Annotated in this window: 16 protein-coding genes; 9 read left to right on the forward strand and 7 right to left on the reverse strand. The window is 61.3% G+C overall.

The window, feature by feature from the left end; genetic code table 11:
- Window positions 1-362 precede the first annotated feature (362 nt).
- The 3 genes from K8B33_RS07910 (at window position 363) to K8B33_RS07920 (ending at window position 10124) form a co-directional block, all read left to right on the forward strand.
- Entirely contained in the window at window positions 363-6683 is a 6321-nt protein-coding gene (locus K8B33_RS07910) for a carboxypeptidase regulatory-like domain-containing protein (protein ID WP_223425359.1), read from the forward strand.
- A 77-nt stretch (window positions 6684-6760) separates the two neighbouring features.
- The gene (locus K8B33_RS07915) at window positions 6761-9871 is read left to right on the forward strand and encodes a transglutaminase-like domain-containing protein (RefSeq protein ID WP_223425362.1); all 3111 of its coding nucleotides are present in this window, start codon (window positions 6761-6763) and stop codon (window positions 9869-9871) included.
- Complete coding sequence (locus tag K8B33_RS07920; RefSeq protein ID WP_223425364.1) at window positions 9864-10124, forward strand: hypothetical protein; 261 nt, start codon at window positions 9864-9866, stop codon at window positions 10122-10124. The genes K8B33_RS07915 and K8B33_RS07920 overlap by 8 nt, the downstream gene beginning before the upstream one ends.
- Window positions 10125-10236: 112 nt before the next feature.
- On the opposite strand, the gene K8B33_RS07925 is transcribed toward K8B33_RS07920, so the two are convergent.
- From K8B33_RS07925 to def, 5 genes are read right to left on the reverse strand one after another with little or no spacing between them, the layout of a single operon-like run.
- Window positions 10237-11691 carry a TrkH family potassium uptake protein gene (locus tag K8B33_RS07925; RefSeq protein ID WP_223425366.1) on the reverse strand — a complete coding sequence of 485 codons (1455 nt, stop codon included), beginning with the start codon at window positions 11689-11691 and terminating at the stop codon, window positions 10237-10239.
- Between the two features lie 25 nt (window positions 11692-11716).
- On the reverse strand, window positions 11717-13090 hold the full coding sequence (gene trkA, locus K8B33_RS07930) for a Trk system potassium transporter TrkA (RefSeq protein ID WP_223425368.1): 1374 nt from the start codon (window positions 13088-13090) through the stop codon (window positions 11717-11719).
- Window positions 13091-13105: 15 nt separating this feature from the next.
- Window positions 13106-14449 carry a 16S rRNA (cytosine(967)-C(5))-methyltransferase RsmB gene (rsmB, locus tag K8B33_RS07935; RefSeq protein WP_223425370.1) on the reverse strand — a complete coding sequence of 448 codons (1344 nt, stop codon included), beginning with the start codon at window positions 14447-14449 and terminating at the stop codon, window positions 13106-13108.
- A complete protein-coding gene (gene fmt / locus K8B33_RS07940; protein WP_223425373.1) occupies window positions 14446-15408 on the reverse strand; it encodes a methionyl-tRNA formyltransferase in 963 nt (320 codons plus the stop codon). The genes rsmB and fmt overlap by 4 nt, the downstream gene beginning before the upstream one ends.
- Window positions 15408-15914, reverse strand: coding sequence for a peptide deformylase (def, locus tag K8B33_RS07945; RefSeq protein ID WP_223425375.1), 507 nt, complete (start codon window positions 15912-15914; stop codon window positions 15408-15410). The genes fmt and def overlap by 1 nt, the downstream gene beginning before the upstream one ends.
- A gap of 181 nt (window positions 15915-16095) precedes the next feature.
- Between def and K8B33_RS07950 the strand changes: the two genes are divergently transcribed.
- From K8B33_RS07950 to K8B33_RS07975, 6 genes are all read left to right on the forward strand, one after another.
- Window positions 16096-17163: a LysM peptidoglycan-binding domain-containing protein gene (locus K8B33_RS07950; protein WP_223425377.1), complete on the forward strand. Its 1068-nt coding sequence runs from the start codon at window positions 16096-16098 to the stop codon at window positions 17161-17163.
- A gap of 88 nt (window positions 17164-17251) precedes the next feature.
- Window positions 17252-18421, forward strand: coding sequence for a DNA-processing protein DprA (gene dprA, locus K8B33_RS07955; RefSeq protein ID WP_223425380.1), 1170 nt, complete (start codon window positions 17252-17254; stop codon window positions 18419-18421).
- A 100-nt stretch (window positions 18422-18521) separates the two neighbouring features.
- A complete protein-coding gene (locus tag K8B33_RS07960) occupies window positions 18522-19145 on the forward strand; it encodes an L-threonylcarbamoyladenylate synthase (RefSeq protein WP_223425382.1) in 624 nt (207 codons plus the stop codon).
- A gap of 89 nt (window positions 19146-19234) precedes the next feature.
- Window positions 19235-20158, forward strand: a complete 924-nt coding sequence (gene hemF, locus K8B33_RS07965; protein ID WP_223425385.1) for an oxygen-dependent coproporphyrinogen oxidase — start codon at window positions 19235-19237, stop codon at window positions 20156-20158.
- Window positions 20158-20991, forward strand: coding sequence for a shikimate dehydrogenase (gene aroE / locus K8B33_RS07970; protein WP_223425387.1), 834 nt, complete (start codon window positions 20158-20160; stop codon window positions 20989-20991). The genes hemF and aroE overlap by 1 nt, the downstream gene beginning before the upstream one ends.
- A 176-nt stretch (window positions 20992-21167) precedes the next feature.
- Window positions 21168-22130 (forward strand): lipid A deacylase LpxR family protein, encoded by a 963-nt coding sequence (locus tag K8B33_RS07975; protein ID WP_223425389.1) that lies wholly within the window; start codon window positions 21168-21170, stop codon window positions 22128-22130.
- A gap of 4 nt (window positions 22131-22134) precedes the next feature.
- Here K8B33_RS07975 and K8B33_RS07980 read toward each other — a convergent pair whose 3' ends face one another.
- Window positions 22135-22737, reverse strand: a complete 603-nt coding sequence (locus K8B33_RS07980; protein ID WP_223425391.1) for a mobile mystery protein B — start codon at window positions 22735-22737, stop codon at window positions 22135-22137.
- The gene (locus K8B33_RS07985; protein WP_317846208.1) at window positions 22724-23257 is read right to left on the reverse strand and encodes a mobile mystery protein A; all 534 of its coding nucleotides are present in this window, start codon (window positions 23255-23257) and stop codon (window positions 22724-22726) included. Before K8B33_RS07985 ends, K8B33_RS07980 begins: the two co-directional genes overlap by 14 nt.
- Between the last annotated feature and the right edge of the window lie 5 nt (window positions 23258-23262).

Consider the following 23262-nt stretch of genomic DNA (forward strand, 5'->3'; position numbering starts at 1 on the left):
GCGGCGAAGCCATCATCACCCAAACGCTCAGAGAGAATGATGATGGTTCCTACACCATTGTCCGTCTTGAGCCTGAAGATCTGGCGGCGGATGTCTACGGGGAAATATGCGCGGCGTCAGGGGCGAGATATGTGCCGCCTGATGAGACGGAAGTACGAATAAGTGGATCAGCGATGGCGGCTTTCGTTTGCGAGAGCGATGATGTTCGTCCATAGATCCGGCTCCCGTTAGAAAACGCATAGCGGGATGCCAGACAAACATGAACACTGGCATTTTGCCATTATTGACAATTTCACGGACGCACATAATCTTTCCCCCAAAGGGAGTCCAATCGGGGACTTTTATCTCTGGGGGATATCGGCATGGATCAGCCGTTTGCCAGACATTCTGTCTGGCCTGTTTTGTTTTTATTCCTGTGTCTTTTTTCTTTCTTTCCTTCTGGTGGCTGGGCCAGCGAACCTGGCGCTGGCTGGCTTGCCGCGCAGCAGGCGAGTGACGGGCGGATTACCACCGATGGCACCCGGGCGACACCACTACAGGCCACGTCAGAGGCCGTGCTGGCGCTGGTTGGCCAGGTGCCGCAGTCAGTGTTGGTCGAGGCGCTGGACTATCTGAACCAGGCCGACGCGGATGCCAGCACGGAAAATCTGGCCCGACGGCTGCTGGCCAGCCGAGCGCTGGGCGGCGCCCAGAACGCGACGCTTCAGGCATTGTTGCAGCGCCATCGCCGATTTGCCGGTTTCGCGCCCTTCCCGGGTTACGACAGTGATGTGCTCTCCAGTGCCTTCGCCCTGCAGGCGCTGGCTGCGCACGGCATTGTCGATGAGCGCGCCGGCAGTACGTTGCAATTTCTGCTGTCACGGCAACAGGCCGATGGGGGCTGGGGGCCGGGCGAGAATCTGTCACAGGTGCAGACCACGGCCCTTGCCATGCACGCACTCTGGCAATACCGGCGTCATTTCGCGGTAGACGCGGCGCTGGCCTCGGCACGGGATTATCTGCTCGCCAGCCGCGATACGGATGATCTCTGGGGCGATGATGAACGCAGCAGCCTGGCGTTGATCGCACTGTTGGATGACATGCTGGATCGCACACCGCTGTTGGCCTCGGTCGCGGCGCTGCGTGCGCGCCAGTCGCCAGCGGGTGATATGGGCCAGGATGCCTACCTTACCGCGCTGGCGTTGCGAGTGTTTGCACTCAGCGCGCTGCCAAACGCTGATGAAACCCGGTTGTTCGGGCGGATACTGGACGAGTCGTCCGGTCAGGGGTTGCCCGATGTGGAGATCACCCTGTCTGGTGCCGCCAGTGTCAACGTGGGCACCGATGCCGACGGCCGTTTCCAGTTCAATGACTTGGCGCCGGGTCTGTATCAGATCCGTATTGCACGCGAGGGGTATGGCGCGTTGTTGCTGAGCACCTTGCTGCAACAGGGTGACAAGCGCGATCTGGGCAATGTGTTGCTCGCCGCGCTGGGCACGGACCCGGATACTGGCGAGCCTGTCACCACGGGCACGGTGCGTGGGCATATCACCAACCAGCGTACCGGTGAGCCGGTTGCCGGGGCTACCATCAGTATCGCCGGTATCGGCCCCGGCGCCCTCTCTGCCAGCGATGGCTCCTATCTGCTGACCGGTGTGGAACCGGGGGCACTCAGTCTGGTGGTTTCGGCGCCTGGCTATCGCAGCGTCACAGGCACGGCCACGCTGCTTGCCGGACAGACGCTGCTGTTCTCCCCGTCGCTCCCTGAAGCCATTGAGGAGAAGGTGGTCCTCTCCGGCACGGTGAGCGCGCAGGCCACGGGTGCGGCGGTGGTTGGTGCCGCAGTCACCGTTACACAGGATGCGCATCAGTGGAGCACGCAGACTGACGCGGCCGGCCACTATGCACTGACGGATCTTTCGCCGGGCGCACTGAGCATTGTGATAGAGGCCGATGGGTTTCAGTCGGCCACGGCCACCGCCGACGCACCGGCGGGTGTGCGGATCGCCTTCTCCCCGGCCCTGCTCGGGTTGGACGAAGAGCCGGGCGGGCCAGTGCTGGGCGGCCTGCGTGGCGTTGTGGTGGACGCGGTCTCCGGGCGCGGCCTGCAGGGCGCTCTGGTCAGCCTGGACTACGGCAATGGCAGCACGGCTTATCAGACACAGACGGATGAAGATGGAGGGTTCCTGTTCGAGGCGTTGGTGCCCGGGCCGGCGAGCCTGCTGATCAGCGCGGATGAATACGAACCTCTCACGGGCGCACTGACCATCCAGGCCGGTTTTCTGGGCGACATTGGTCAGGTGGATCTCATGCCTGTGGCCCAGGCCAGCGACGCCAGCGCCAGCGGCCGAGTGATCAATGTGCGCACTGGCGAAGTGATTGTCGGCGCGCTGGTGCGGGCGCGGCATCAACCGTCCCAGGTCCTGCGTGAAGCGCTGACGGATATCGATGGCTTCTTTGCGCTGACCGGGCTGGCCGCTGGCGAGCATGCAGTCAGCGTCAGCGCACCGGGTTACCAGAGCAGTGAGTTCGCGCTGGTGGCCTATTCCGGTGATCGTCTGGCGCTGGGTGATGTGCGCCTGCGTCTGCCGGGGCTTGATGCATTGCTGCCGGACATCGCGGTGCAGCAACTGGATGTTGCCGCAATGCATTCCGATGCGCGCACGTTCGAGCTGGAAGGGGCTATCGGTGTCACCGTGGTGAATCGTGGCAATGCAGCGGTCAGCACACCCTTTACCGTGATTGCCTTTGAAGACCTTGACCGTGACGGCATGTTTGATCCGGCGGTGGATACCTTGCTCGGTGAGCATCGGGTGCGCGTCATTATTGAGGTTGATGGCCGTCACAGCTTCAGTGTGCCGGTGGCGGGCCGGCAATCCTTCCGGGATGCGCCAGTCAGTGTGCTGCTGGATGCGGAGCAGGCGTTGGTGGAGCTGTCCCGCGCCAATAATCTGCAGAGCACGGCGGGTTTGTGTGGAGGCACCCAGAAACCGTATCTTGATCTCGGGTTGTGTCTGGATGGCTCGGGCAGCGTCAGCGTGGCGCAGTTCGGGCTGCAACTGGAGGGCACGGCCCGTGCGATCGAAAACCCCGATATCGTGCCGCGTGACGGCAGTGTGCGCATGTCGCTGTTGCAGTTTAACAGCAACTCCTTTGTAGAGATCGAGCCGGTCATCATCGAAGAGGATAATGTCGCGGACATTGGTGATGCCATTCGCAGTATCCGACGGCGTGGTGGTGGCACTTCCATTCACGCTTGCATCAATCAGGCCACAGGACTGCTGAGCAACGCGGAGCCTGCCGCCGCACTGCAGGTGATCGATGTATCCACGGACGGGCAGTCTTCGCTGTCGGCTGCGGTGAACGCCTCACAAGCGGCACAGAACGCGGGCATCGATGTGCTGAATGCCATCGGCATTGGTTCTGGCATCAACCTGAACCTGCTGAATCAGATCGTGTTCCCGCAACCGCCCGGTGGCGAACGTGGCTTTGTCATCACCGTCAGCAATTTCGAGGAATATATCGAGGGCATAGCCGGCAAAATTGCATTGGAAACTCGCGTACCGGATCTGACCCTGGGCGCGATGGTGCTCACGGACCAGGGTAGTGGATCACCCGCCACCGTCTCCCTAACACTGGGTAATGCAGGTTCGGCGAATATCTCGGAAAGCATTGAAATCCAGTTCCATGACGGCGACCCGGCGGAGGGTGGCACGCTGATTGGCACGCTGCTGTATGAAGACGGGCTGGTGTCTGGTGAACATGTAGTGCTGACGCTGGCGGACGTGGACACCGCGACACTGAGCCATGGCAGTTTGCATGCCGTAGCGGTGATCGATGGCGGAGTCTCTGAATGCAACTACAACAATAACAGCGCGAAAGTGGATGTGGATGCACGCCGTGGTCATATCACGCTGCATCTGGATGACACGCTGTACCCGCCGTTCCACGACATGCCACTACTGGCACGGGTGACTAACACGGGTGCGTTGGCCGGCGAATACCGGGCGACACTGCGCATCGAAGACAACGCAGGCAATATCGTTGCTCTGGTGCACGAGCGCGACGATATCGAGCTTGCTGGCGGCACGTCGCTGGATATCAGTGCGTCCTGGCATACCGGTGCGGTGCTGGCGGGTCATTACCACGCTGTCGCCGAGCTGTACGACCGCGACGATCAGTTGCTGGACACTGCGACAGCCGTTTTCCGTATCGGCGAAGGCGATGGCAGCGGTGGCCTGATCACCCATGTGCGTGTGGGTACTGATCGCGCTGTGTATCACACCACGGATGTGGTGAGGCTGGAAAATCTGGTGCGCAATCTGTCGGTGACCACGTTGGTGCAGGATGCGGTCTACCAGGTGACAATACACAGCGCCCAGAGCGTGCCGGTCTATACTATGGAGATACCGCTGTACATGTTGTACGCGGGTCAGACCATCACATTGCCACAAGATGTCGCGCTGGATGCCGTTCAGCCGGGCCTGTATGACATCACCGGTCAACTGTTGTCCGATACCGGCGCTGTGCTGGCCTCCGACAGCACCAGTTTCATGGTGGAAAACAATCTGGCCGTTTCACTGCGCGCCGACGTCAGTGCCGCCACGCCGGTATTGTTCCGCGGCGAGCCACAGCGCTGCGCCTTCTCCCTGACCAACACCGGCCACGACAGCATCACGCACCTGCCGCTGCGCTGGCAGCTGGTGGACATTGACGCCGAGTCGGTTTCTGGCGTCTGGTCGGATAACTTGTCACTTCCACAAAATGCACAGCATGATTTCGAGCAGCCGTTATCCACCGCGACGCTGTCTATCGGCAGCCATGCTTGTGTGCTTGAAGCCGAAATCAACGATGCGTTCGTGGTACTGGCGAGTGACATTTTCCGCGTAGAAGAACCGCCAGTGGCATTTGATATTGCGCTCACGCAACCGCGCACGGCACGCACCCTGGTGCTGGTGGATAAAATACAGGACACCTGCGCGGCAACCCGCTCGGTAACACTGGAAGGCGATTTCCCGTCCACCCAGTCCAATAGCGCCAATATTTACGCCAAGGCGCTGAGCCATATCCTGTTCCTGCACGACATGGAGCATGCAAGGCCCGGCACATTCAATGGCGACGTCAATAACAACAGCGGGCACAAAGTGGATATCGCCATCAGTCATCTGGACCGTGAGCAGATACGCCTCACGCTGACTGGTGCCCAGATGGACAGCGAAAAATTCAACTTTGTTGTGGAATACCCGTTGCTGTACATCTTCCAGGGCAGCCTGCGCACTGGCTATGTGCAGTTTGAATGCGGCAACCCGCCTGTTGTGGGCGATACCCTGGGCGACTTCACAGTCGTAGATGTGGAAATTGAGGAACGGGCACTGCCGGTAGCCGGCACCCACTGGCCGTACCCCTGGTTGCAGCGTACCGGGCCGCATGGCGGGCCGCTGGTGGAAAGGCCGGATATGACGCAGCAACGCGCATGGCTGCAGCAGGCACTGGCCGACCAGGATGCCACGGTGGTGGACAACTATGCAGACTTTGTCCACGCCTTTCGCAGTGGCCAGTACCAGCAATACCTGCTGCTCTCGCAGCGAGTGCGGTTGGATCACTGGACCGCCAAGGCACTGCGTGAAGCCGTCTTCCGTGGCGATGGGCTGGTTTATGCTACCGGCGCATTGCCGGATGAAAAACCGCTGTTCGAAGTGCTGGGGCTAAGCTATCTGCGTCATCATCCTCTGCGCTGGGGAGGCGCCGACTTACTCGACTGGCACCTCTTTGGCAGGGATCACTTCCGGGGTTACGGCACCAGTGACGGCATCAGCCTGACGCCTTCACCGCTTTATCCGGATCATGCGCTGGTGGATTTCGGGCTGGATCGCATCGTGCCGGTACTGCCGCCCTACCAGGCAGAGCCCGCTGGTATGTTTGTCGCACCGCGTCGCGTTGACCGGCATCCATTGTTCTTCGGGCTGTTTGGTTTCAATAACGATCTGAACGGTGATTACCCGGCGATTTCTTACCACGACTACGGAAAAGGCCGGGCGGTCTATGCCGCATTTGATCTGCTTGCAGAAGCAACAGAAGCTGGCACAGATACATCGCCGTTTGCTGTGTTGTTCAAAAACAGCCTGGCGCACACCCTGCCCGACGAAGCGCGTTTGCGCCATGAAGCCGAAGCTGTGCCCGTACAGTTGACCATCGACAATAAAGGTAATGCCACACCTCTGTCTGCCCAGATAGTGTTGCCTGCGGGTGGCGTTATCGAGTCCGCCATGCCTGAGGCGGATATCAACGATGCACTGGCACAGTGGCAACTGCATATGGATGAAGGCGACTTGCTGACGCTGCAGGCCTGGCTGCGACCGCATTACGTCGATGGCAGCGCGGAAGTATGGGGCAGTGCGCAGGACGGCATGGGTGTATTGGAAAGAACCGCGACGCTGACGCTGCTTGGGGGCCAGGAAAGCGAAGATATCCACCAGATAATTCATGACCTCGCCGCAATGATAGCCAGCCGGCCTTATGACCTGCACCTGAAGGCCGCCTCTGTCTGGATGCTGGATGCCAAGGCGAAATGGCACCTGGGCGCAAACCGCCTGGGCACTCGTGCGGCGCTGATGGCGACCTCGGAGCTGGCGCGTGCCTCGCATCCGGATGCCCCTGCAATACGCGAGCGCGTCGGCTGGCTGATCTGGCAGCACAACCGCTGACAATGACAGACGACAAGGGAACCCCTGCCCATTCCGGGCAGGGCATGGGGAACAGGCTTCATAACAGGGACGACACGATGCGTGACATGACGCAAGACAAGGCAGCAATTTCCGTAACACAGCCCGGCGGGTTGAACGATAATCCCCCACCCGTGATGACGCGCCTGCGCCGCGCCGGGCGCCCGATGCGCATCACCATTTCCGCGACCTTGTTGCTGTTTCTCAATGCGATGATCTGGCCTTCGTGGGCGGTAGCCATTGAGATTGACCGCCTGCGCACAGAGCAGGCACAGCAAATATGGGAAGCAAAGAACCGGGATCTGGATCAGGTGCTTCTGCATATCCAGCAGGAAGCCAGGGGAAAAGCGGAGATCATACAGGCGCGCCTCAGCGATGAGTCTGGCCTGATGGAACGCGCACTTGGCTTGTTTGGTCTGAGTCGGCTGGCACTGGAGAGGACCGATGAACTCCAGCGCCTGGCGGAGCGTGCCGGTGATCTGCGCGGGAAGGCGGAACGGGAACTGAATGCCACACGCCAGCATATACTGGGTAAAGGCCTGCCAGAAGAAATCCTGGCCCGACACGACCAGGCAGCGGCCGATTTCAGCGCGGCATTTGATGGCATGCAACATCGTCTGGAAGCGCTGCGCAGTGCCCGTTCGTTAACAGAGCAGTCTTCCGCATCCGATGCGCTGCGTCAGCAGATGGAAGGCTTCACCCAGGAAAAACCGCGTGACCCGTTTGACCCCAATAACCTGCCCTGGGGCACCCCCGACCCGAGCCTCACACCGGAGCCGGCGCTTTCCGCCGCCGAACTCAGCGCGCGCACCGGGCTGCCCTTGTTTGAGCAAGGCGAGCAGCTAGCCACCCATGTCATCCTCCCCGGCATGCTCGGCCAGCCTGGCGGCCCAACGCAAGCGGACCTGGACGAAACGCTGGATGCCCAGATTACGCCCGCCATCATCGCACTGGCGGAGGAGTTGAACCATGAGCCGGCGGCCATTTATCAGTGGGTGCGTAACAACATCGAATTCATCCCCAGCTACGGCTCCATCCAGGGCTCGGACTACACCCTGCAAAACGGCAAAGGGAATGCATTCGATACCGCCTCTTTGCTAATTTCCCTGCTGCGCGCCTCCAATATCCCGGCCCGTTACGCGTTCGGTACGGTACAGATTCCCGCTGATCAGGTAATGAACTGGGTCGGTGGTGTCAACGTGCCAGAGGCCGCCGGCAATCTGATGGGCCAAGGTGGCATCCCCAATGTGGCTCTGGCCACGGGGGGCAATATTTCCCATTTCAAGCTGGAGCATGTCTGGGTGGAAGCCTGGATAGATTACCACCCCAGCCGTGGCGCCTCGCATGTGGCGGGTGACACCTGGGTGCCGATGGATGCGAGTTTCAAGCAGTACGAGTATAGCGAAGGCATTGGGCTGGACGATGCGGTGCCTTTTGATGCGGAAGGTCTGGTACATATTATCGAGCAGCAAAGCACTATTAACGAGCAGCAAGGTTGGGTACAGGGCGTGCCTCAGGCGGAAGTAGAACAAGCTCTGGAAGACTACCGTCAGGAGCTGGAACAGTATCTTGATGACCAGCATGAGGATGCCAGTGTTGGTGATGTACTGGGTATGCGGGATATCAAGACGGTTATCCGGGAAACCCTGGCAGCTTCTCTCCCTTATGAATTGGTCACCCGCCAATTGGTGACCGCCGAACTGCCGGATAATCTGCGCTGGAAATTCTCCTATCAGCTTAGCACAAGCCTGTATGGTCAGCCTGGCAGCACCTTGTTGAGGGTTGCCGAGCCGACGGTCTCCTTGGTGGGACAGCCGCTGGCGTTGTCTTTCCGACCTGCCACGGAAGCGGATGAGCAGACCCTTGCCAGCTTCCTGCCTGAAGCGGATGAAAACGGGGAGATTGATCCGCAGGATATTCCAAGAACTCTACCGGGCTACCTGGTCCGGCTGACGGGAGAATTCAGCATCGGTGGTGAAACCGTGGCCACGGCCAGTGGCAATACGACTATGGGCACGGAACTGATAACAGAAAAGGGCTATTGGCAACCTGGCCGAGGTTGGCAGATGTCTCGAAATCAGCCTGTGGCGGGCGAGTATCGGGCTGTCGCGCTGGATCTGCAAGGTATCAGCGCGCAGCAAGCCGCTGCAGTGCAAGCGGAGCTGGAAACGACCCGGCTGCGGCTAGAGGCCGAGGAGTATACCGGTCTGACCAAGAAGCACCTTGCGGGCAATGTCCTTTACAGCACCATTCTGAGCTACTTTGCGGTAAATAATATCCAGAATGAAATTGCTGCAAGGCAGGCTGGCATCATTGACTACCGTGCGCCGAGTTATGGCTTGTTCAAGACCAGTCTGGCACCCTTGTACTGGTTTGGTCTTCCACGAAATGTGAGAATCAACGGCCTGACCATGGATGTTGACCGTTACCAGAGCTACCGAGTGCATGAAAATAACGATCACGATCAATGGGTGGCCTTCAATCGGGCTATGGGTTCACAGATGTCGGCGATGGAGCATCTGGTGCCTGAGGAAATGTTTTCTACGGAAGAGGCGCCAGCGCATGGGATCAGTGCTGTTAAAGCGATTCAACTTGCGGTGGTGGAAGGGCAGCGCATCTGGACCATTACCCGAGACAACTTGAACGAAGCACTGGCTGCGAGTCAACTTCCTGGCAAGGCCCAAACTGATATTCGCAATTCTGTGTTGGCGGGGATGGAAGTGACGGCACATGAGAAACCCGTAAATTTCTTTGGTAAAGAATCCACAGGGTATATTGTGCTTAACCCGGAGACAGGTGCGGGGGCTTATCTTATTGGGAGTGGTGAGAATGGAGGTGAATTATCAACGCCAGGAGGAACGGATATTATATCATGGCTGCTTAGCATTTTGGATGAATTTGGTAGAAACCCCTTGCTGAAAAAGTTTGGCGGCTTGTTAAGTGAACTAATTACAGCAGTAAATCTCTTTAAGGATATCAGCAGTTGTGGCTATGCTTATGGCTTGGCCAAATTCTTTGCTGGGATACTTGTTGTTATTGGGGTTGCCTTTATGTTGCTGCCTTTCATTGCATTAATAGTGTCTTTGCATCTGGCTTTATGGTCTGCGTTATTTGTGGGTTCTGTTGCCAGTTCTTATTTTGGTGCTCAATGGTCGTGTAGGAATGAGTGATTATCATGTTTTGGGAAAAGCTGAAGCCACTGGAAGAATTATTCTCATTATTTTCTTCTGGATGGTGGCGGCAGGTTCTGCGGCCTCATCTGAGTTCCAGATTTGTCTGCCTGCCACAGTGCTTGGTGGAGTATGCATCGCTTATCCAGATTTCAAAAAGAAAGGCAGGGTAGCAGTATACTGGTGGATTGTAGGGCCAGGATTGGCGTTAGTGCTTTTTCTTCTTTATATGGGCGGCCTGACAAATGCTTGACGCTGTCGGCCGATGTTGCGACAAAACGCGTCGACTTTCCTCTATTTTTTTGGCCTTCGAATAAGAAATATGAAGTATGTACAGCCAGAGCATTACTTCTGAATGCCTCGTTTTATTGCCGCCAGAACAACGGCATAAACAGCACCAGCATGGTAAAGACTTCCAGGCGGCCCAGCAGCATGGCAAAGCACATCAGCCATTTGGCGAAGGTGCTTATTTCGCTGAAGCCGCTGGATACGCCGTCGATGCCGACGCCGAGGTTGTTGAGGGAAGCGGTGGTGGCGGAGAGTGCGGTGCCGGCATCCAGGCCGGTCATCATGAACAGCATGGTGATGATGACGGCGAGGGTGATGTAGACGCCGACAAATCCCCACACGGCCTGCAAGACGCGGTCGTCGGCGGCGCGGCGGCCGAAGCGAACGGCGAAGACGCCGGTGGGGTAAATCAGGCGGCGCAGTTCGCGCAGGCTGTGGTGGAACACCAGCGCGGAGCGGATGATTTTCATGCCGCCGCCGGTGGAGCCGGCGCAGCCGCCGAGGAAGCTGGTCAGTACCAGCAGGTAGGGAATATAGCTGGGCCAGGCGGAGGCCGTGGTGCTGGTCAGGCCGGTCCCGGTGCTGAATGACAGCGCCTGAAACAGGGAGTGCCGCAGTGTGGTCAGGGCATCGCCCTGAAAGACATTATGGACCCACAAGCCGCCGGCGATGACGATCACATACAAGCAGATCAGGCCGGCAAAAAAACGGAACTCCGGGTCCATGATATAGGCGGCTAGGCTTTTGCCGCGCCATACCGCAAAGTGCAGTGCAAAACTGACCGCGCCGAGAAAGATGAACAGGCAGGCAATCATGTCGATCAGGCCGCTGTCGAAATACGCCATGCTGTCGTCGTACATGCCGAAGCCGCCGGTGGACACGGTGCTGAAGCTGTGGCCGATGGCGTCGAACCAGCTCATGCCCGCCCAGCGATACAGCGCGGCGCAGGCGATGGTGAAGGCCACATAGATGATCCACAGGGCCTTGGCCGTTTCGGCAATGCGAGGCGTGAGCTTGGCCTCCTTCATGGGGCCGGGAATTTCCGCTTTGAACAACTGCATGCCGCCGACGCCGAGCATGGGCAGAATGGCGATGGCCAGTACGATGATGCCCATGCCGCCAAACCATTGCAGTTGCTGGCGGTAGTAACGCAGGGCGTTAGGCAGGTCTTCGATGCCGGTGAGCACGGTGGCGCCCGTGGTGGTCAGCCCGGATATTGCTTCAAACACCGCATCCGTCACGCTGAGATCCAGCGCCGGGCTCAATAGCAGGGGCAAGGCGCCGATGCTGCCCAGCACGGCCCAGAACAGGGTGACCACCAGAAAGCCGTCACGGGTTTGCAGCTCGGCTTTTTGCCGCCAGACCGGCAGCCACAGGGCCAGCCCGAGGACAAAAATAATGCCGAAGCTGCCGAGAAACGCCAGCTCGCTGCCGTCCTGAAAATACCAGGCCACGACGACCGGCGGCACCATGGAAAAGCTGAACACCATCAGCAGGATGCCGAGAATTTTGGTGATCAGTGCAAAATGCATGGAATGCCCGCTCGTCAGAAGCTTGTCAGAAGAAAGTGAAGCCAACCTGGAACAGTTTTTCCACATCAATGATGCGGCGGCGATCCATCAGGAACAGAATCACATGGTCATTGGGCTCGATCACGATATCGTCGTGGGCGATCAGCACTTTCTCACCGCGCACGATGGCGCCGATGGTGGTGCCCTCCGGCAGATCGATATCCTCGATCATGCGCCCTACCACTTTCGAGCTGCGCGCATCGCCATGGGCAATCGCCTCGATGGCTTCGGCGGCACCCCGGCGCAGGGAATGCACGCTGACCACATCGCCGCGGCGCACATGGGTCAACAGGTTGCCGATGGTGGCCTGCTGGGGCGAAATGGCGATGTCGATGTCATGGCCCTGCACCAGATCCACGTAGGCGGGATTGCTGATCAGGGTCATCACTTTGCGGGCGCCCAGGCGCTTGGCCAGCAGCGAGGACATGATGTTGGCTTCGTCATCATTGGTCAGCGCACAGAACACATCGGTGTTTTCGATATTCGCTTTCAGCAACTGATCGCGGTCTGTGGCCTGCCCTTGCAGCACCACCGAGCGTTGCAGGTTTTCCGACAACCAGGCGCAGCGTTCCGGGAAGCGTTCGATCAGCTTGACGTTGTAGCGGTGTTCCATGCCCCGCGCCAAGCGGTAGCCGATATTGCCTCCGCCAGCGATAACGATGCGCTTGTAGCTATGCTCCAGCCGCCGCAGTTCGCTCATCACCGCGCGAATGTCATTGCGCGCGGCGACGAAGAACACCTCGTCGTCGGCCTCGATCACGGTATCGCCTTCCGGCAGGATCGGTCGGTTCTCGCGGAAGATGGCCGCCACGCGGGTATCCACATTGGGCATATGCTTGCGCAGTTCGCGCAGCTCGTGGCCCACCAATGGCCCGCCGTAATAAGCGCGCACCGCCACCAGCTGCACCCGCCCGCCGGCAAAGTTCACCACTTGCAGCGCGCCGGGCAGATCGATCAGGCGGCGAATATAGTCCGTCACCACCTGTTCCGGGCTGATGATCACATCAATGGGAATCGCGTCGTTACGAAACAGCTTTTCCTTGTGTACGTAACTGGCGGCACGGATGCGGGCAATCTTGGTGGGCGTGCGGAACAGGGAATAGGCCACCTGGCAGGCAATCATGTTGACCTCGTCACTGTTGGTGACGGCAATCAGCATGTCGGCATCTTCGGCACCGGCCTGGCGCAGGACGCTGGGGTAAGAACCGCGCCCGGCTACGGTGCGGATATCAATGCGGTCGCTCAACTCGCGCAGGCGCGCGGCATCGGTGTCGATGATGGTGATGTCGTTGCGTTCGCCGGCCAGATTTTCCGCCAGCGTGCCGCCGACCTGCCCGGCACCGAGAATAATGATCTTCATGCGCAGCCGCCTGTGTCAGGCAATGGCAGTCTTGCGCAAACGGGCAACATAAAAGCCATCATGCCGGCCTTCCTGTGGCAGTAACTGAGCGCCGGCGTTGACCGGCAGATCTCCGAGCGTGGCTTGCTCGAGTGTGTCTGGCCCGAGTATGTCTGGTGTGTCGTCCCGTGCATCGGCCTGGCGGGCCAGAAACGCGCTGACCTGATCCGCGTTCTCGGCCTTCAGGGTCGAACAGGTGGCGTAGACCAGCATGCCCCCGGGGCTGATCAGCGGCCATAATGCATCCAGCATCCGGGCCTGTAAACCAACCAGTGCCGGGATGTCGTCGGCGCGGCGATGCCACTTCACATCTGGCTGGCGGCGCAGGATGCCGGTGGCGGAACAGGGCGCGTCCAGCAGAATGGCATCGAATTGCTCGCCATCCCACCAGCTGTCTGGTGCAGCGGCATCGCCCGCGACCACGGTCGCTTCGGCGCCGAGACGTTTGAGCGTCTCCCGGACCCGCGCCAGACGGCGGGTGTCCTGGTCCAGCGCCACCAGTGTGGCCAGCGGAAAACGCTCCGCCAACTGGCCGGTCTTGCCGCCGGGCGCGGCGCAGGCATCCAGAATGCGCCCCTGCTCCGGCGCCTCGATCAGCTCTGCGGGCAACTGGGCGGCTTCGTCCTGCACCGACAGCACGCCATCCCGGAAACCCGGCAACTGCTCCACGGACACGGCCTGATCCAGATACAGGGCAAACGGCGCCCGGGTGCCGGGCTGCGCGCTGATGTCCTGGGCCGCCAGCGCCGTGATCATACCGTCGCGATCGCCGTAGCGGCGATTGGCACGCAGCGTCATGGGCGCTTCGGTGATGCTGGCGCGAGCGATGGCCTCGGCCTGTTCGGGCCAGTCGGCTTGCCACTGCTGCCAGAGCCAGCGCGGTAGCGAGCAGGCCAGCTCCACTGGCAGGTCGGCGGCATAGGCCACCGGGTCCACATTGCCGGCCTTGCGCAACACGGCATTGGTCAGGCCGGCGGCCCAGGGGGCTTTCAGGGTGCGGCACAAATCCGGGTAGGCATTGACCACCGCATGGGCCGGGCGGTCGGTAAACCAGCGTTCATAGATGCCGCACAGCAAGGCCAGCCGCACATCCAGGGCGCTGGCCTTGAGCGGCTTCTGCAATTGCTGGTTGAGCCAGTGCTCCAGCAAGGCGCGATGCCGGCAAACGCCGAAACACAGGTCGGCCATGAGTCCGCGCGCGCTGCCCTCCAGGGGCTGGCGATGCATCTTCAGGGCTTCACGCAAGCTGTGGCCCTGGCCGTTGGCCGGAAGGATTTCCCGGAGTGCTTTCACGGCTTGCCACCGCGGATCTGCTGTCATGAAGGATTGGCCTTGTCAAAATGCTGCCCCGGTTGGAACAGGTCGGGCCGGCCGCGTAACAGGTCGGCGACCGGCAGGGCTTTCTTGCCCGGTAGCTGGAGGGTGGTCAGGCGCAAGGCGCCTTCGCCGCAGGCGACATCAATGCCCGCCGGGCTGACGGCGATGACGGTGCCGGGAGAGTGTTTCGAAGAGTCTTTTAACGGCGAACTCAATGGCGCGCTGGCCCACACGCGGATCACCTGCTCGTCCATACGGCTCCAGGCCACGGGCCAGGGATTGAAGGCGCGCACCTGATCATGCAGCGCCGCTGCCGGGCGCGACCAGTCCAGCTGGCCTTCATCTTTGGTCAGCTTGTGGGCATAGGTGACGCCAGCCTCAGGCTGCACTGTCGCCCGGGCCAGATACGCGGGCAGGTCATCCAGCACCGTCACCAGCGCCTCGGCGCCCAGGGTGGCAATGCGCTGGTACAGGCTGCCGCCAGTATCCTCGGCGGTAATCGGCGTGGCGACCTTGTGCAGCATGGGCCCGGTATCCAGGCCGACATCCATCTGCATGATGGTGACGCCGCTTTCTGCGTCTCCGGCGGCAATGGCGCGGTGCACCGGCGCCGCACCGCGCCAGCGTGGCAGCAGCGAGCCATGTACATTGATGCAGCCATAACGGGGCAGGTCCAGCACCGCAGCGGGAATGATCAGGCCATAGGCCACCACCACCATCACATCGGCCTCGAAGGCGCGCAGCTGATCGTGGATGGCGGGGTCTTTCAATCGTTCAGGCTGGAGCACCGGCAGCGCATGGGCTTCGGCCAGGGCTTTCACGTCGCTGGCCACCAGCTTGCGGCCCCGGCCGGCGGGACGGTCGGGCTGGGTCAGCACGGCGACCACGTCATGGCTGGAGGCCAGCAAGGCGGCCAGGCTGGTGGCGGCAAAATCAGGGGTCCCTGCAAAAATAATCCGCATCAGGCCTGCTGCCGGTGGAGCTTTTCCATCTTCTTCTTGATGCGGTCCCGCTTCAGGCGCGAGATATGGTCAACGAACAGCTTGCCGTTGAGGTGGTCCATCTCGTGTTGCAGGCAGATGGCCAGCAGGCCCTCGCATTCCATCTCGAACGGCTTGCCGTCCCGGTCCTGGGCCTTGACGCGGATGCGCTCCGGGCGCTCCACGGTTTCATAGAAGCCGGGCACCGACAGGCAGCCTTCGTCATAGGGCTGGGTCTGGTCGGTCAGCGGCGTGATCTCCGGATTGACGAACACCATGGGCTGGTTGTGCTCTTCCGACACATCAAGCACCAGCAGGCGCTGATGTACGTTGACCTGGGACGCAGCGAGGCCGATACCGGAGGCGGCGTACATGGTTTCGATCATGTCGTCGATCAGTTTGCGAAGCCCGTCATCCACGACCGCCACCGGTTTTGCTACCGTGCGTAATCGGGGATCAGGAAATTCCAGAATGTCCAGTACAGCCATAGTGTGCATCCAACTCTTGCAGTATTACTCGAATTACGGTTGCTAAATCTATGATCAGGTTGCTAATATCGGTTGAAATTCGTACTAGCCGTCTTACAAACAACAGGCCAACCTGTGGGGGACGACCTCAGCATCTGCATCCGCGTGCGAGTAGTCCGATAATGATAAAAGGAATCAGGCAATGATGAAATCGCTGCTGCGCGTTCTGTCCGCTGGCGTCTTGCTTGCCGTGTGTGGATCAGTCAGTGCCCAGGTGGAACTCAGGAACGGCCACCCCGAGGTCTATTACGTGAAGCCCGGGGATACCCTGTGGGACATCTCCAGCACCTTTCTGAGCAACCCGTGGCAGTGGCCAGAGCTGTGGCACGGTAACGAAGAAATCGATAATCCGCATCTTATTTATCCCGGTGACGTGATTCGCCTGCGTATGGTCGATGGCCGCCCGCAGATCCATGTCGAGCGCGCGGTGCGCATCGCCCCGGACGACGACGGCGTGGTGCGCCTCTCGCCCCAGGCCCGCGTGCTGCCCCTGGCCACTGCCATTCCGGCTATTCCGCTGGGCAACATCCAGACCTTCCTGCGTGAGGGGCTGGTGCTCAGCCGCGACGAAGTGGCGGCCTCCCCCTATGTCGTCGGCGGTGCCGACCGGCGTGTGATCTACGGCCAGGGCGATACCATTTACGCCCGCGATGTGGCCACCCAGTGGGAAAACCTGATCCAGGATTACGGCTTCTACCGCATCGGCGAGCGCTATGTGGACCCGGAAAGCAACGAAGTGCTGGGCTATGAGGCCCTGCATATCGGCAGCGGCCGCGTCTCCGCCCACGACGGCGAAATGCTGACCCTGCGCGTGCAGAGCTCCAGAGAAGAGCTGCGCGCCCAGGACCGCGTACTGCCCAGCCCCGAGCGTCGGCTGCAGTCCACCTTCTATCCCTCCGCACCGGAAACCGAAGTCGGCGCCAACATCATTCGCTTCTTCGGCCGTCTGAACAGCGTGGCCCGCAATGATGTTGTCGTGATCAACCGCGGCGCCCGCGAAGGCCTGAAAGAAGGTAATGTGCTGGATGTGTTCCAGCGCGGCGAGCGCGTTCGCGATCAGGACCGCAATGAAATGATCCGCCTGCCAGACAGCAAGTCCGGCACCATGATCCTGTTCCGGGTCTTCGAGAAGGTCTCCTACGGCCTGATCATCGAATCCACCGGCCCGATCTTTATGGATGACGTCGTCAAGAATCCCTCAGTGCTGTAACAAGTGCTGTAGCGCTCCCCGGCAACGTAAGGATACGTTGCCGGCGTTTACGCCAGATCAACGGCAATGACCAAGGAAGGTAATCGCCATGGACGGACACCGCCCCGGCCTGCAGTCGCTGCAGGCGCGTCTCGTTTTATCCCTGTATTTCGGTACCGCCGCCCCGGCACTCGGCCGCCTGTTGCGTGACAGCAAGCAATCCGTGGAGCAACTGGCCGCCGATCCGCCACGATTGCAGCGTGCCCTGCCGCCCGGATTGCGCCAGCGGCCCCTGCCCGCGCCGGCGGATGTCGCCCGCTGGGCAGCCTGGCTGCCGGCCCATGGCTGGCAACTGATCGCGCTGGGCGACCCCGCCTACCCGCCCTTGCTTGAAACGCTATCCGACGCCCCGGGCATGCTTTACGTGCGCGGCGATGTGGCACTGCTGCAGGCGCCCCAGCTGGCGATTGTCGGCGCGCGCAGCGCCTCCCCGGAAGGGCTGGACCAGGCGCGGGCGTTTTCCCACGCATTGGCATGCAAAGGCTTCGTGATTACCAGTGGCCTGGCACTGGGTATCGACGCCGCCGCCCACGAAGGCGCGCTCAGTGCCGCAAAAAACGCCACTCATGCCAGCACTCAAGCCACCATCCAGGCCACCACCCTCGCCGTTATGGCCAGCGGCCCGGACCGGCTCTACCCGCCGCGTAACAAGGCCCTGGCAGAGCGCATCGTCAACGCCGGCGGCGCACTGGTCACGGAATACCCGCCCGGCACCGCGCCGTGCAAGGAGCATTTTCCGCTACGCAATCGCATTATCAGCGGCCTGTCCCTGGGGACGATTGTGGTGGAAGCTGCCCTGCGCTCGGGCTCCCTGATTACCGCCCGGCTGGCGGCTGAACAGGGCCGCGCCGTGTTCGCCATGCCCGGTTCCCTGCGCAATCCCCTCAGCCGTGGCTGCCACCGCTTGCTGCGCGACGGCGCCCACTGGCTGGAAACCCTGGACGACATACTGGCGCATTTCGATGAATTTACCGCCCTGGTGGACGGCTGCGAGGCGGAGAGCGATCCGGCACAGGGCAGGGCACAGGACGGGGCAAAAAACGCGCAACAGTCCCGGCCTGTCTCGCCCGTGCTGACCGCCATGCGCGATGGCATCAACACCCTGGATACCTTGCAGGCGTCCACCGGCATGCCCGTGCCGGCGCTGGCCGCCGAGCTGGCCCGGCTGGAAATCGAAGGCCGGGTGCAGCGGCTGCCGGGGGGCTACATGTTGCGATGAAGAGCGCGATGAACAGCGCGGCAAACGCGCATGCCGCTTGCCTGTACCCCGCGCTTTGGCTACCGTCCCCACCTGACTGTCCAGCACCGGAATCTGACCCATGGCCACACCCGCCGGGCCCCTGCACACTGCCGCGCGCATCCTTCATGCCGGCGGCGTTATCGCCTATCCCACCGAGGCCGTGTACGGCCTGGGCTGCGACCCTGCCAATGAACAGGCGGTGCTGCGCCTGCTGGCGATCAAGCAGCGCCCCGTGGCCAAGGGGCTGATCCTGCTGGCGGCCGATACCGCCCAACTGCGCCCCTGGATCAACGTCACCGATGAGGAGCTGGCCCGCATGCAGGCAAGCTGGCCGGCTGAGGCAGAAACAGAAACCGGCACAGCACAAAAAGCCCCCGCCGATGCCGCAGCAACCACCTCGCCGCCGACCACCTGGGTCGTGCCTGTCAGTGCCCGCGTGCCCGCCTGGGTGCGCGGCGCCCACAGCACGGTGGCGGTGCGCGTCAGCCAACATCCCCTGGCCCGCGCCCTGGCGCGCCAGGCGGGCACGCCGATCATTTCCACCAGCGCGAACCTCAGCGGCCGCCCCGCGGCGCGCAATGCGTTTCAGGTGGCGCGTCAGCTGGGGGATCAACTGGACATGATCGTGAGCGGCGAGTGCAATATTGCCCGCCGCCCATCTGTTATCATCGACCTCGCCAGCGGCCGCCAGCTGCGCAGTTGATGCATGCTTCCGCATAGCCCGGATTTGAAAGCCGGACTTTAAAGCCGGACTTGATGAAAGCCCGACCCCCAAGAAAGGACCCGCCCCCGATGACAGAGATTTCCCCTGATGCCGTCAAAGCCTACCTGCTGGATCTGCAGGATCGCATCTGCGCCGAACTGGCGGCAGAAGATGGCGGCGCGGAGTTTGTCGAAGACAGCTGGCAGCGGGAAGAGGGCGGCGGTGGTCGCTCACGGGTGCTGACCGACGGCGCCGTCATCGAGAAAGGTGGCGTCAATTTTTCCCACGTGTTCGGCACGCGCCTGCCGCCGTCTGCCACCGCTGCACGCCCCGAACTGGCCGGGCGCAGCTTTCAGGCCATGGGCGTCTCCCTGGTGATCCACCCGAAAAATCCCTATGTGCCCACCAGCCACGCCAACGTACGTTTCTTTATTGCGGAAAAACCCGGCGAAGCCCCGGTGTGGTGGTTCGGCGGCGGCTTCGACCTGACACCCTATTACGGCTTCGAGGAAGATGTGCGCGCCTGGCACGCCACGGCCCGCGATGCCTGCGCCCCGTTCGGCGAGCAGATCTACCCGCGCTTCAAACAATGGTGTGACGAGTATTTTTATCTCAAACACCGCGATGAACCCCGTGGCGTTGGCGGCCTGTTCTTCGACGACCTCAACGATCATGGCGAGCACGCCATGAATTACGACGACAGCTTCGCGCTGATGCGTAGCGTCGGCGATGCTTTCGTACCGGCCTATCGCCCGATCATGGCGCGTCGCAAGGATCATCCCTTCGGCGAACGCGAGCGCGACTTTCAACTGTACCGCCGGGGCCGCTATGTGGAATTCAATCTGGTCTACGATCGCGGCACCTTGTTCGGCCTGCAATCCGGTGGCCGCACAGAATCCATTCTGATGTCCCTGCCGCCGCTGGTGCGCTGGGAATACGACTGGCACCCCGAGCCGGGCACGCCGGAAGCGGCACTGTATGAGCAGTTTCTGATTCACCGGGAGTGGCTCTGATGGCCCGCTATGCTGTCTTCGGCAACCCGATTGCCCACTCGAAATCGCCGCAGATCCACCAGGCCTTTGCGGCCCAGCGTGGCGGTGAACTGGTGTATGAGCGCATCGCTGCCCCGCTGGATGGCTTCGCTGACGCCGTGGCGGATTTCTTTGCGCAGGACGGCGCGGGCGCCAACGTCACCGTGCCCTTCAAGGAACAGGCCTTTGCCCTGTGCGCGGTGCGCACGGACCGCGCCGAACTGGCGGGCGCCGTGAATACCCTGTGGCAACAGGATGGCCAACTGCACGGCGACAACACCGACGGCGCCGGCTTGCTGGCGGACATCCGCGACAATCTCGGCTGGCCTGTGGCCGGCCGGCGCGTGCTGATTCTCGGTGCCGGTGGCGCCGTGCGCGGTGTGCTCGGCCCCCTGCTGGCGGAAGGCCCGGCCAGCCTGGTCATCGCCAACCGCACCGCCGCCAAGGCCGAGACGCTGGCCGCACTTGCAAAAAAATCAAAAACTGCCGGCAGCACCCCCCCGCCGATTCACGGTTGCGGCTATGATCTTTTGCAGGGTGAGTTTGATCTGGTGATCAACGGCACATCCGCCGGCCTCAGCGGCGCCATGCCCGACCTGCCCGGCACGCTGCTGACAGCCGCTGGCCAGGCCTATGACATGGTATATGGCAGCGAGCCCACCGTATTCATGCGCTGGGCCGCCGAACGCGGCGCCGCCACCGCCGACGGACTGGGCATGCTGGTAGAGCAAGCCGCCGAAGCCTTCGCCCGCTGGCACGGCTGGCGCCCCACCACCGCCCCCGTCATCACCACCCTCCGCCAAGAGCCTGCGTAGGAAGGATGTGCCTGCGGTGTGCGTAGGGTGCGCTGAGCATGGCGAAGCGCACCGCCACCCCCGAACCATCACGCTGGCACCCAGCCCAGGAGACACAAAAAATGCCCGCAGCGCCTCCCCCTCCCCCCCGCTGCCGACGACCCCTTGTCGCCGTTTTCGCCCCCTTACTTGTCCCCATGCTGGCACTTTTTCTCCTCTCGGCCCCCACCCCCGCCAGCTTGCTCAACATCGCCTGGGACAATGACCTGCTCACCGGCGAAGACAAGGGCTACACCAACGGCGTGCGCATCTCCTACCTGAGCAACGTTGCCGAGCGGCACGACACCTGCCGCCTATGCCTGCCCCGGCGCGCCCGCGACAGCTTTGGCTGGCTGCCCGGCATCGGCGATCCCGGCCGCGATCACGCCCTGAGCATGTCGCTGATTCAACTGATGGTGACCCCGGAAGACATCGAAGCCGACGCGCCGCAGTTTGATGACATCCCCTATGTCGGCCTGGCCGCCATTGAAACCACCCTGTTTTCCTGGGACCGCCAGCATCTGGTGGGCTATGGCCTGATGGTCGGCCACACCGGCCCGGACTCCGGTGCCCAGCGCAGCCAGGAGTGGGTCCACAAGGTGACTGGCAGCACAGACCCCAAAGGCTGGGACAACCAGCTGGGTCCGGACGTGGTGGGTGGCGTGCATGCGCTCTATGCCAACCGCTTCTATGCCAGCGGCGCAAATGGTCTGCAGAGTGAATTCGTGTGGTCAGCGGGCACGCGCCTGAGCAACTTTATCACCAGCGCCGAAACCGGCCTCTTCTGGCGCATGGGCCACAACCTGCCGGGCAACTTCGTACCCCAGTACGCCGGCCTGTCCTCCACCATCGGCATGCCCGGCCTGCTGGATATTCCCGGCCGCGGCTGGTCCATCTTCGCCGGCCTGCTGGGTGAGGGCATTGCCTACAACTACATCGAAGATCGCGGCAGCGACTACGCCTTCCGCCAACGGCACTTCGTCGGCGGCCTCAGCCTCGGCGGCTCCCTCCACACCGAGGGCTTCCAGTTCGCCCTGACCCTGCGCGCCACCTCCTCACAACAGGAAACCAACAAGGACCCGATGAGCTTCGGCACCCTGTCGTTTACCTGGCGGTTGTGAGGGATCATGGCTCGTTCGATTCCAGATAATGGATAAGTGGACGGATATCCCGGCCATCTGCACTGCGTAGTGCGTTGATATAGGCGCGGCGTTGCGCGTTGTCTTCTATTGCATGGGCCTTGCCGCGCGCCCACACCACTGGCGGCATTCCCATTGCATTCGAGAGAATGCCGTTAGTGGCGATGCGCGCAAGCCTGCCATTGCCGTTGGGGAAGGGATGTATTTTCACCAGCTGATGATGAAATCGGGCAGCAAATTCGATCCGGCCATAGGTGCTGTGGTCGATCCAGAAGCGTGCGTTGTCCACCAGTTCCCGGACCTGTACCGCGATGTGAGAAGGATCTATGCCGATGTTCTTTTCGGTGGTGCGATAGGTGCCCGCCCACGCCCAAACCTTGGCGAACAGTCGCCGATGAAGCTCTCGAAGGAAGTCATCCGAGAGAGTATCCAGATGCTTTCGCCTCTTCAGCCAGAGCAGCCCGGCGGATACGCCAGCCGCCTCCAGCTGATCGAGCTGCCCTCGAGTTGTCACGTTCTTTATTTTCAGGCCCTCGATTTCCGAGGGGTCCAGCGGGGTTGCCCCATAAGGGGTATCAAAATGGCTCATCCTTGTCCCACAAATCCCTTGGCATGTCGCGAATGAACTCATCGGTCAATCGCTCAAGTTCCTTCTTCAGATGTATCTCATCGAGACCCTGTTGCTCCAGGCGCATATGCAGGTCGGTCTCGGCGACCAGTTGCGACGCTTTCCTGCGCGCCTGGTCGGCTATCATTGTCTCTACAGGCGCTCTGGGCCGGAAGGCGATAACAAGATCACAGCCCATGGCATGCGCCGCCTTGCGAAGTTGCTGAACCGTAATGCGACCCTCGGCCTCCATGCTCTCCATTTGGGAGATGCGCGCCTTTTTGACCCCCAGCCGAGCGCCCAGCTGTGGCCCTGTCATGCCCAGAGCGGTGCGCAACGTATGAATCCACCCTGCTTTGGGTTGGACGATTTGCAGGCCCATGGCCTGGTTGGCCATTTCCTGTGCCTGCTCCCGAACAACCTGACGGAAAGCCATGAGACGCCCTTCGTATGTAAATATATAAACTAATAAACCATAAAGTATGCATATGAGCAAACTCATACAGC

The organism is Alcanivorax limicola, from assembly GCF_019931215.1.
Classification (GTDB): Bacteria; Pseudomonadota; Gammaproteobacteria; order Pseudomonadales; family Alcanivoracaceae; genus Isoalcanivorax; species Isoalcanivorax limicola.

What these genes read in the sequence shown, in the direction of transcription:
- K8B33_RS07910 (WP_223425359.1), top strand. Translation starts at nt 363, where the DNA reads ATGGATCAGCCGTTTGCCAGACATTCTGTCTGGCCTGTTTTGTTTTTA.
- K8B33_RS07915 (WP_223425362.1), top strand. Translation starts at nt 6,761, where the DNA reads ATGCGTGACATGACGCAAGACAAGGCAGCAATTTCCGTAACACAGCCC.
- K8B33_RS07920 (WP_223425364.1), top strand. Translation starts at nt 9,864, where the DNA reads ATGAGTGATTATCATGTTTTGGGAAAAGCTGAAGCCACTGGAAGAATT.
- K8B33_RS07925 (WP_223425366.1), bottom strand. Translation starts at nt 11,691, where the DNA reads ATGCATTTTGCACTGATCACCAAAATTCTCGGCATCCTGCTGATGGTG.
- trkA (WP_223425368.1), bottom strand. Translation starts at nt 13,090, where the DNA reads ATGAAGATCATTATTCTCGGTGCCGGGCAGGTCGGCGGCACGCTGGCG.
- rsmB (WP_223425370.1), bottom strand. Translation starts at nt 14,449, where the DNA reads ATGACAGCAGATCCGCGGTGGCAAGCCGTGAAAGCACTCCGGGAAATC.
- fmt (WP_223425373.1), bottom strand. Translation starts at nt 15,408, where the DNA reads ATGCGGATTATTTTTGCAGGGACCCCTGATTTTGCCGCCACCAGCCTG.
- def (WP_223425375.1), bottom strand. Translation starts at nt 15,914, where the DNA reads ATGGCTGTACTGGACATTCTGGAATTTCCTGATCCCCGATTACGCACG.
- K8B33_RS07950 (WP_223425377.1), top strand. Translation starts at nt 16,096, where the DNA reads ATGATGAAATCGCTGCTGCGCGTTCTGTCCGCTGGCGTCTTGCTTGCC.
- dprA (WP_223425380.1), top strand. Translation starts at nt 17,252, where the DNA reads ATGGACGGACACCGCCCCGGCCTGCAGTCGCTGCAGGCGCGTCTCGTT.
- K8B33_RS07960 (WP_223425382.1), top strand. Translation starts at nt 18,522, where the DNA reads ATGGCCACACCCGCCGGGCCCCTGCACACTGCCGCGCGCATCCTTCAT.
- hemF (WP_223425385.1), top strand. Translation starts at nt 19,235, where the DNA reads ATGACAGAGATTTCCCCTGATGCCGTCAAAGCCTACCTGCTGGATCTG.
- aroE (WP_223425387.1), top strand. Translation starts at nt 20,158, where the DNA reads ATGGCCCGCTATGCTGTCTTCGGCAACCCGATTGCCCACTCGAAATCG.
- K8B33_RS07975 (WP_223425389.1), top strand. Translation starts at nt 21,168, where the DNA reads ATGCTGGCACTTTTTCTCCTCTCGGCCCCCACCCCCGCCAGCTTGCTC.
- K8B33_RS07980 (WP_223425391.1), bottom strand. Translation starts at nt 22,737, where the DNA reads ATGAGCCATTTTGATACCCCTTATGGGGCAACCCCGCTGGACCCCTCG.
- K8B33_RS07985 (WP_317846208.1), bottom strand. Translation starts at nt 23,257, where the DNA reads ATGAGTTTGCTCATATGCATACTTTATGGTTTATTAGTTTATATATTT.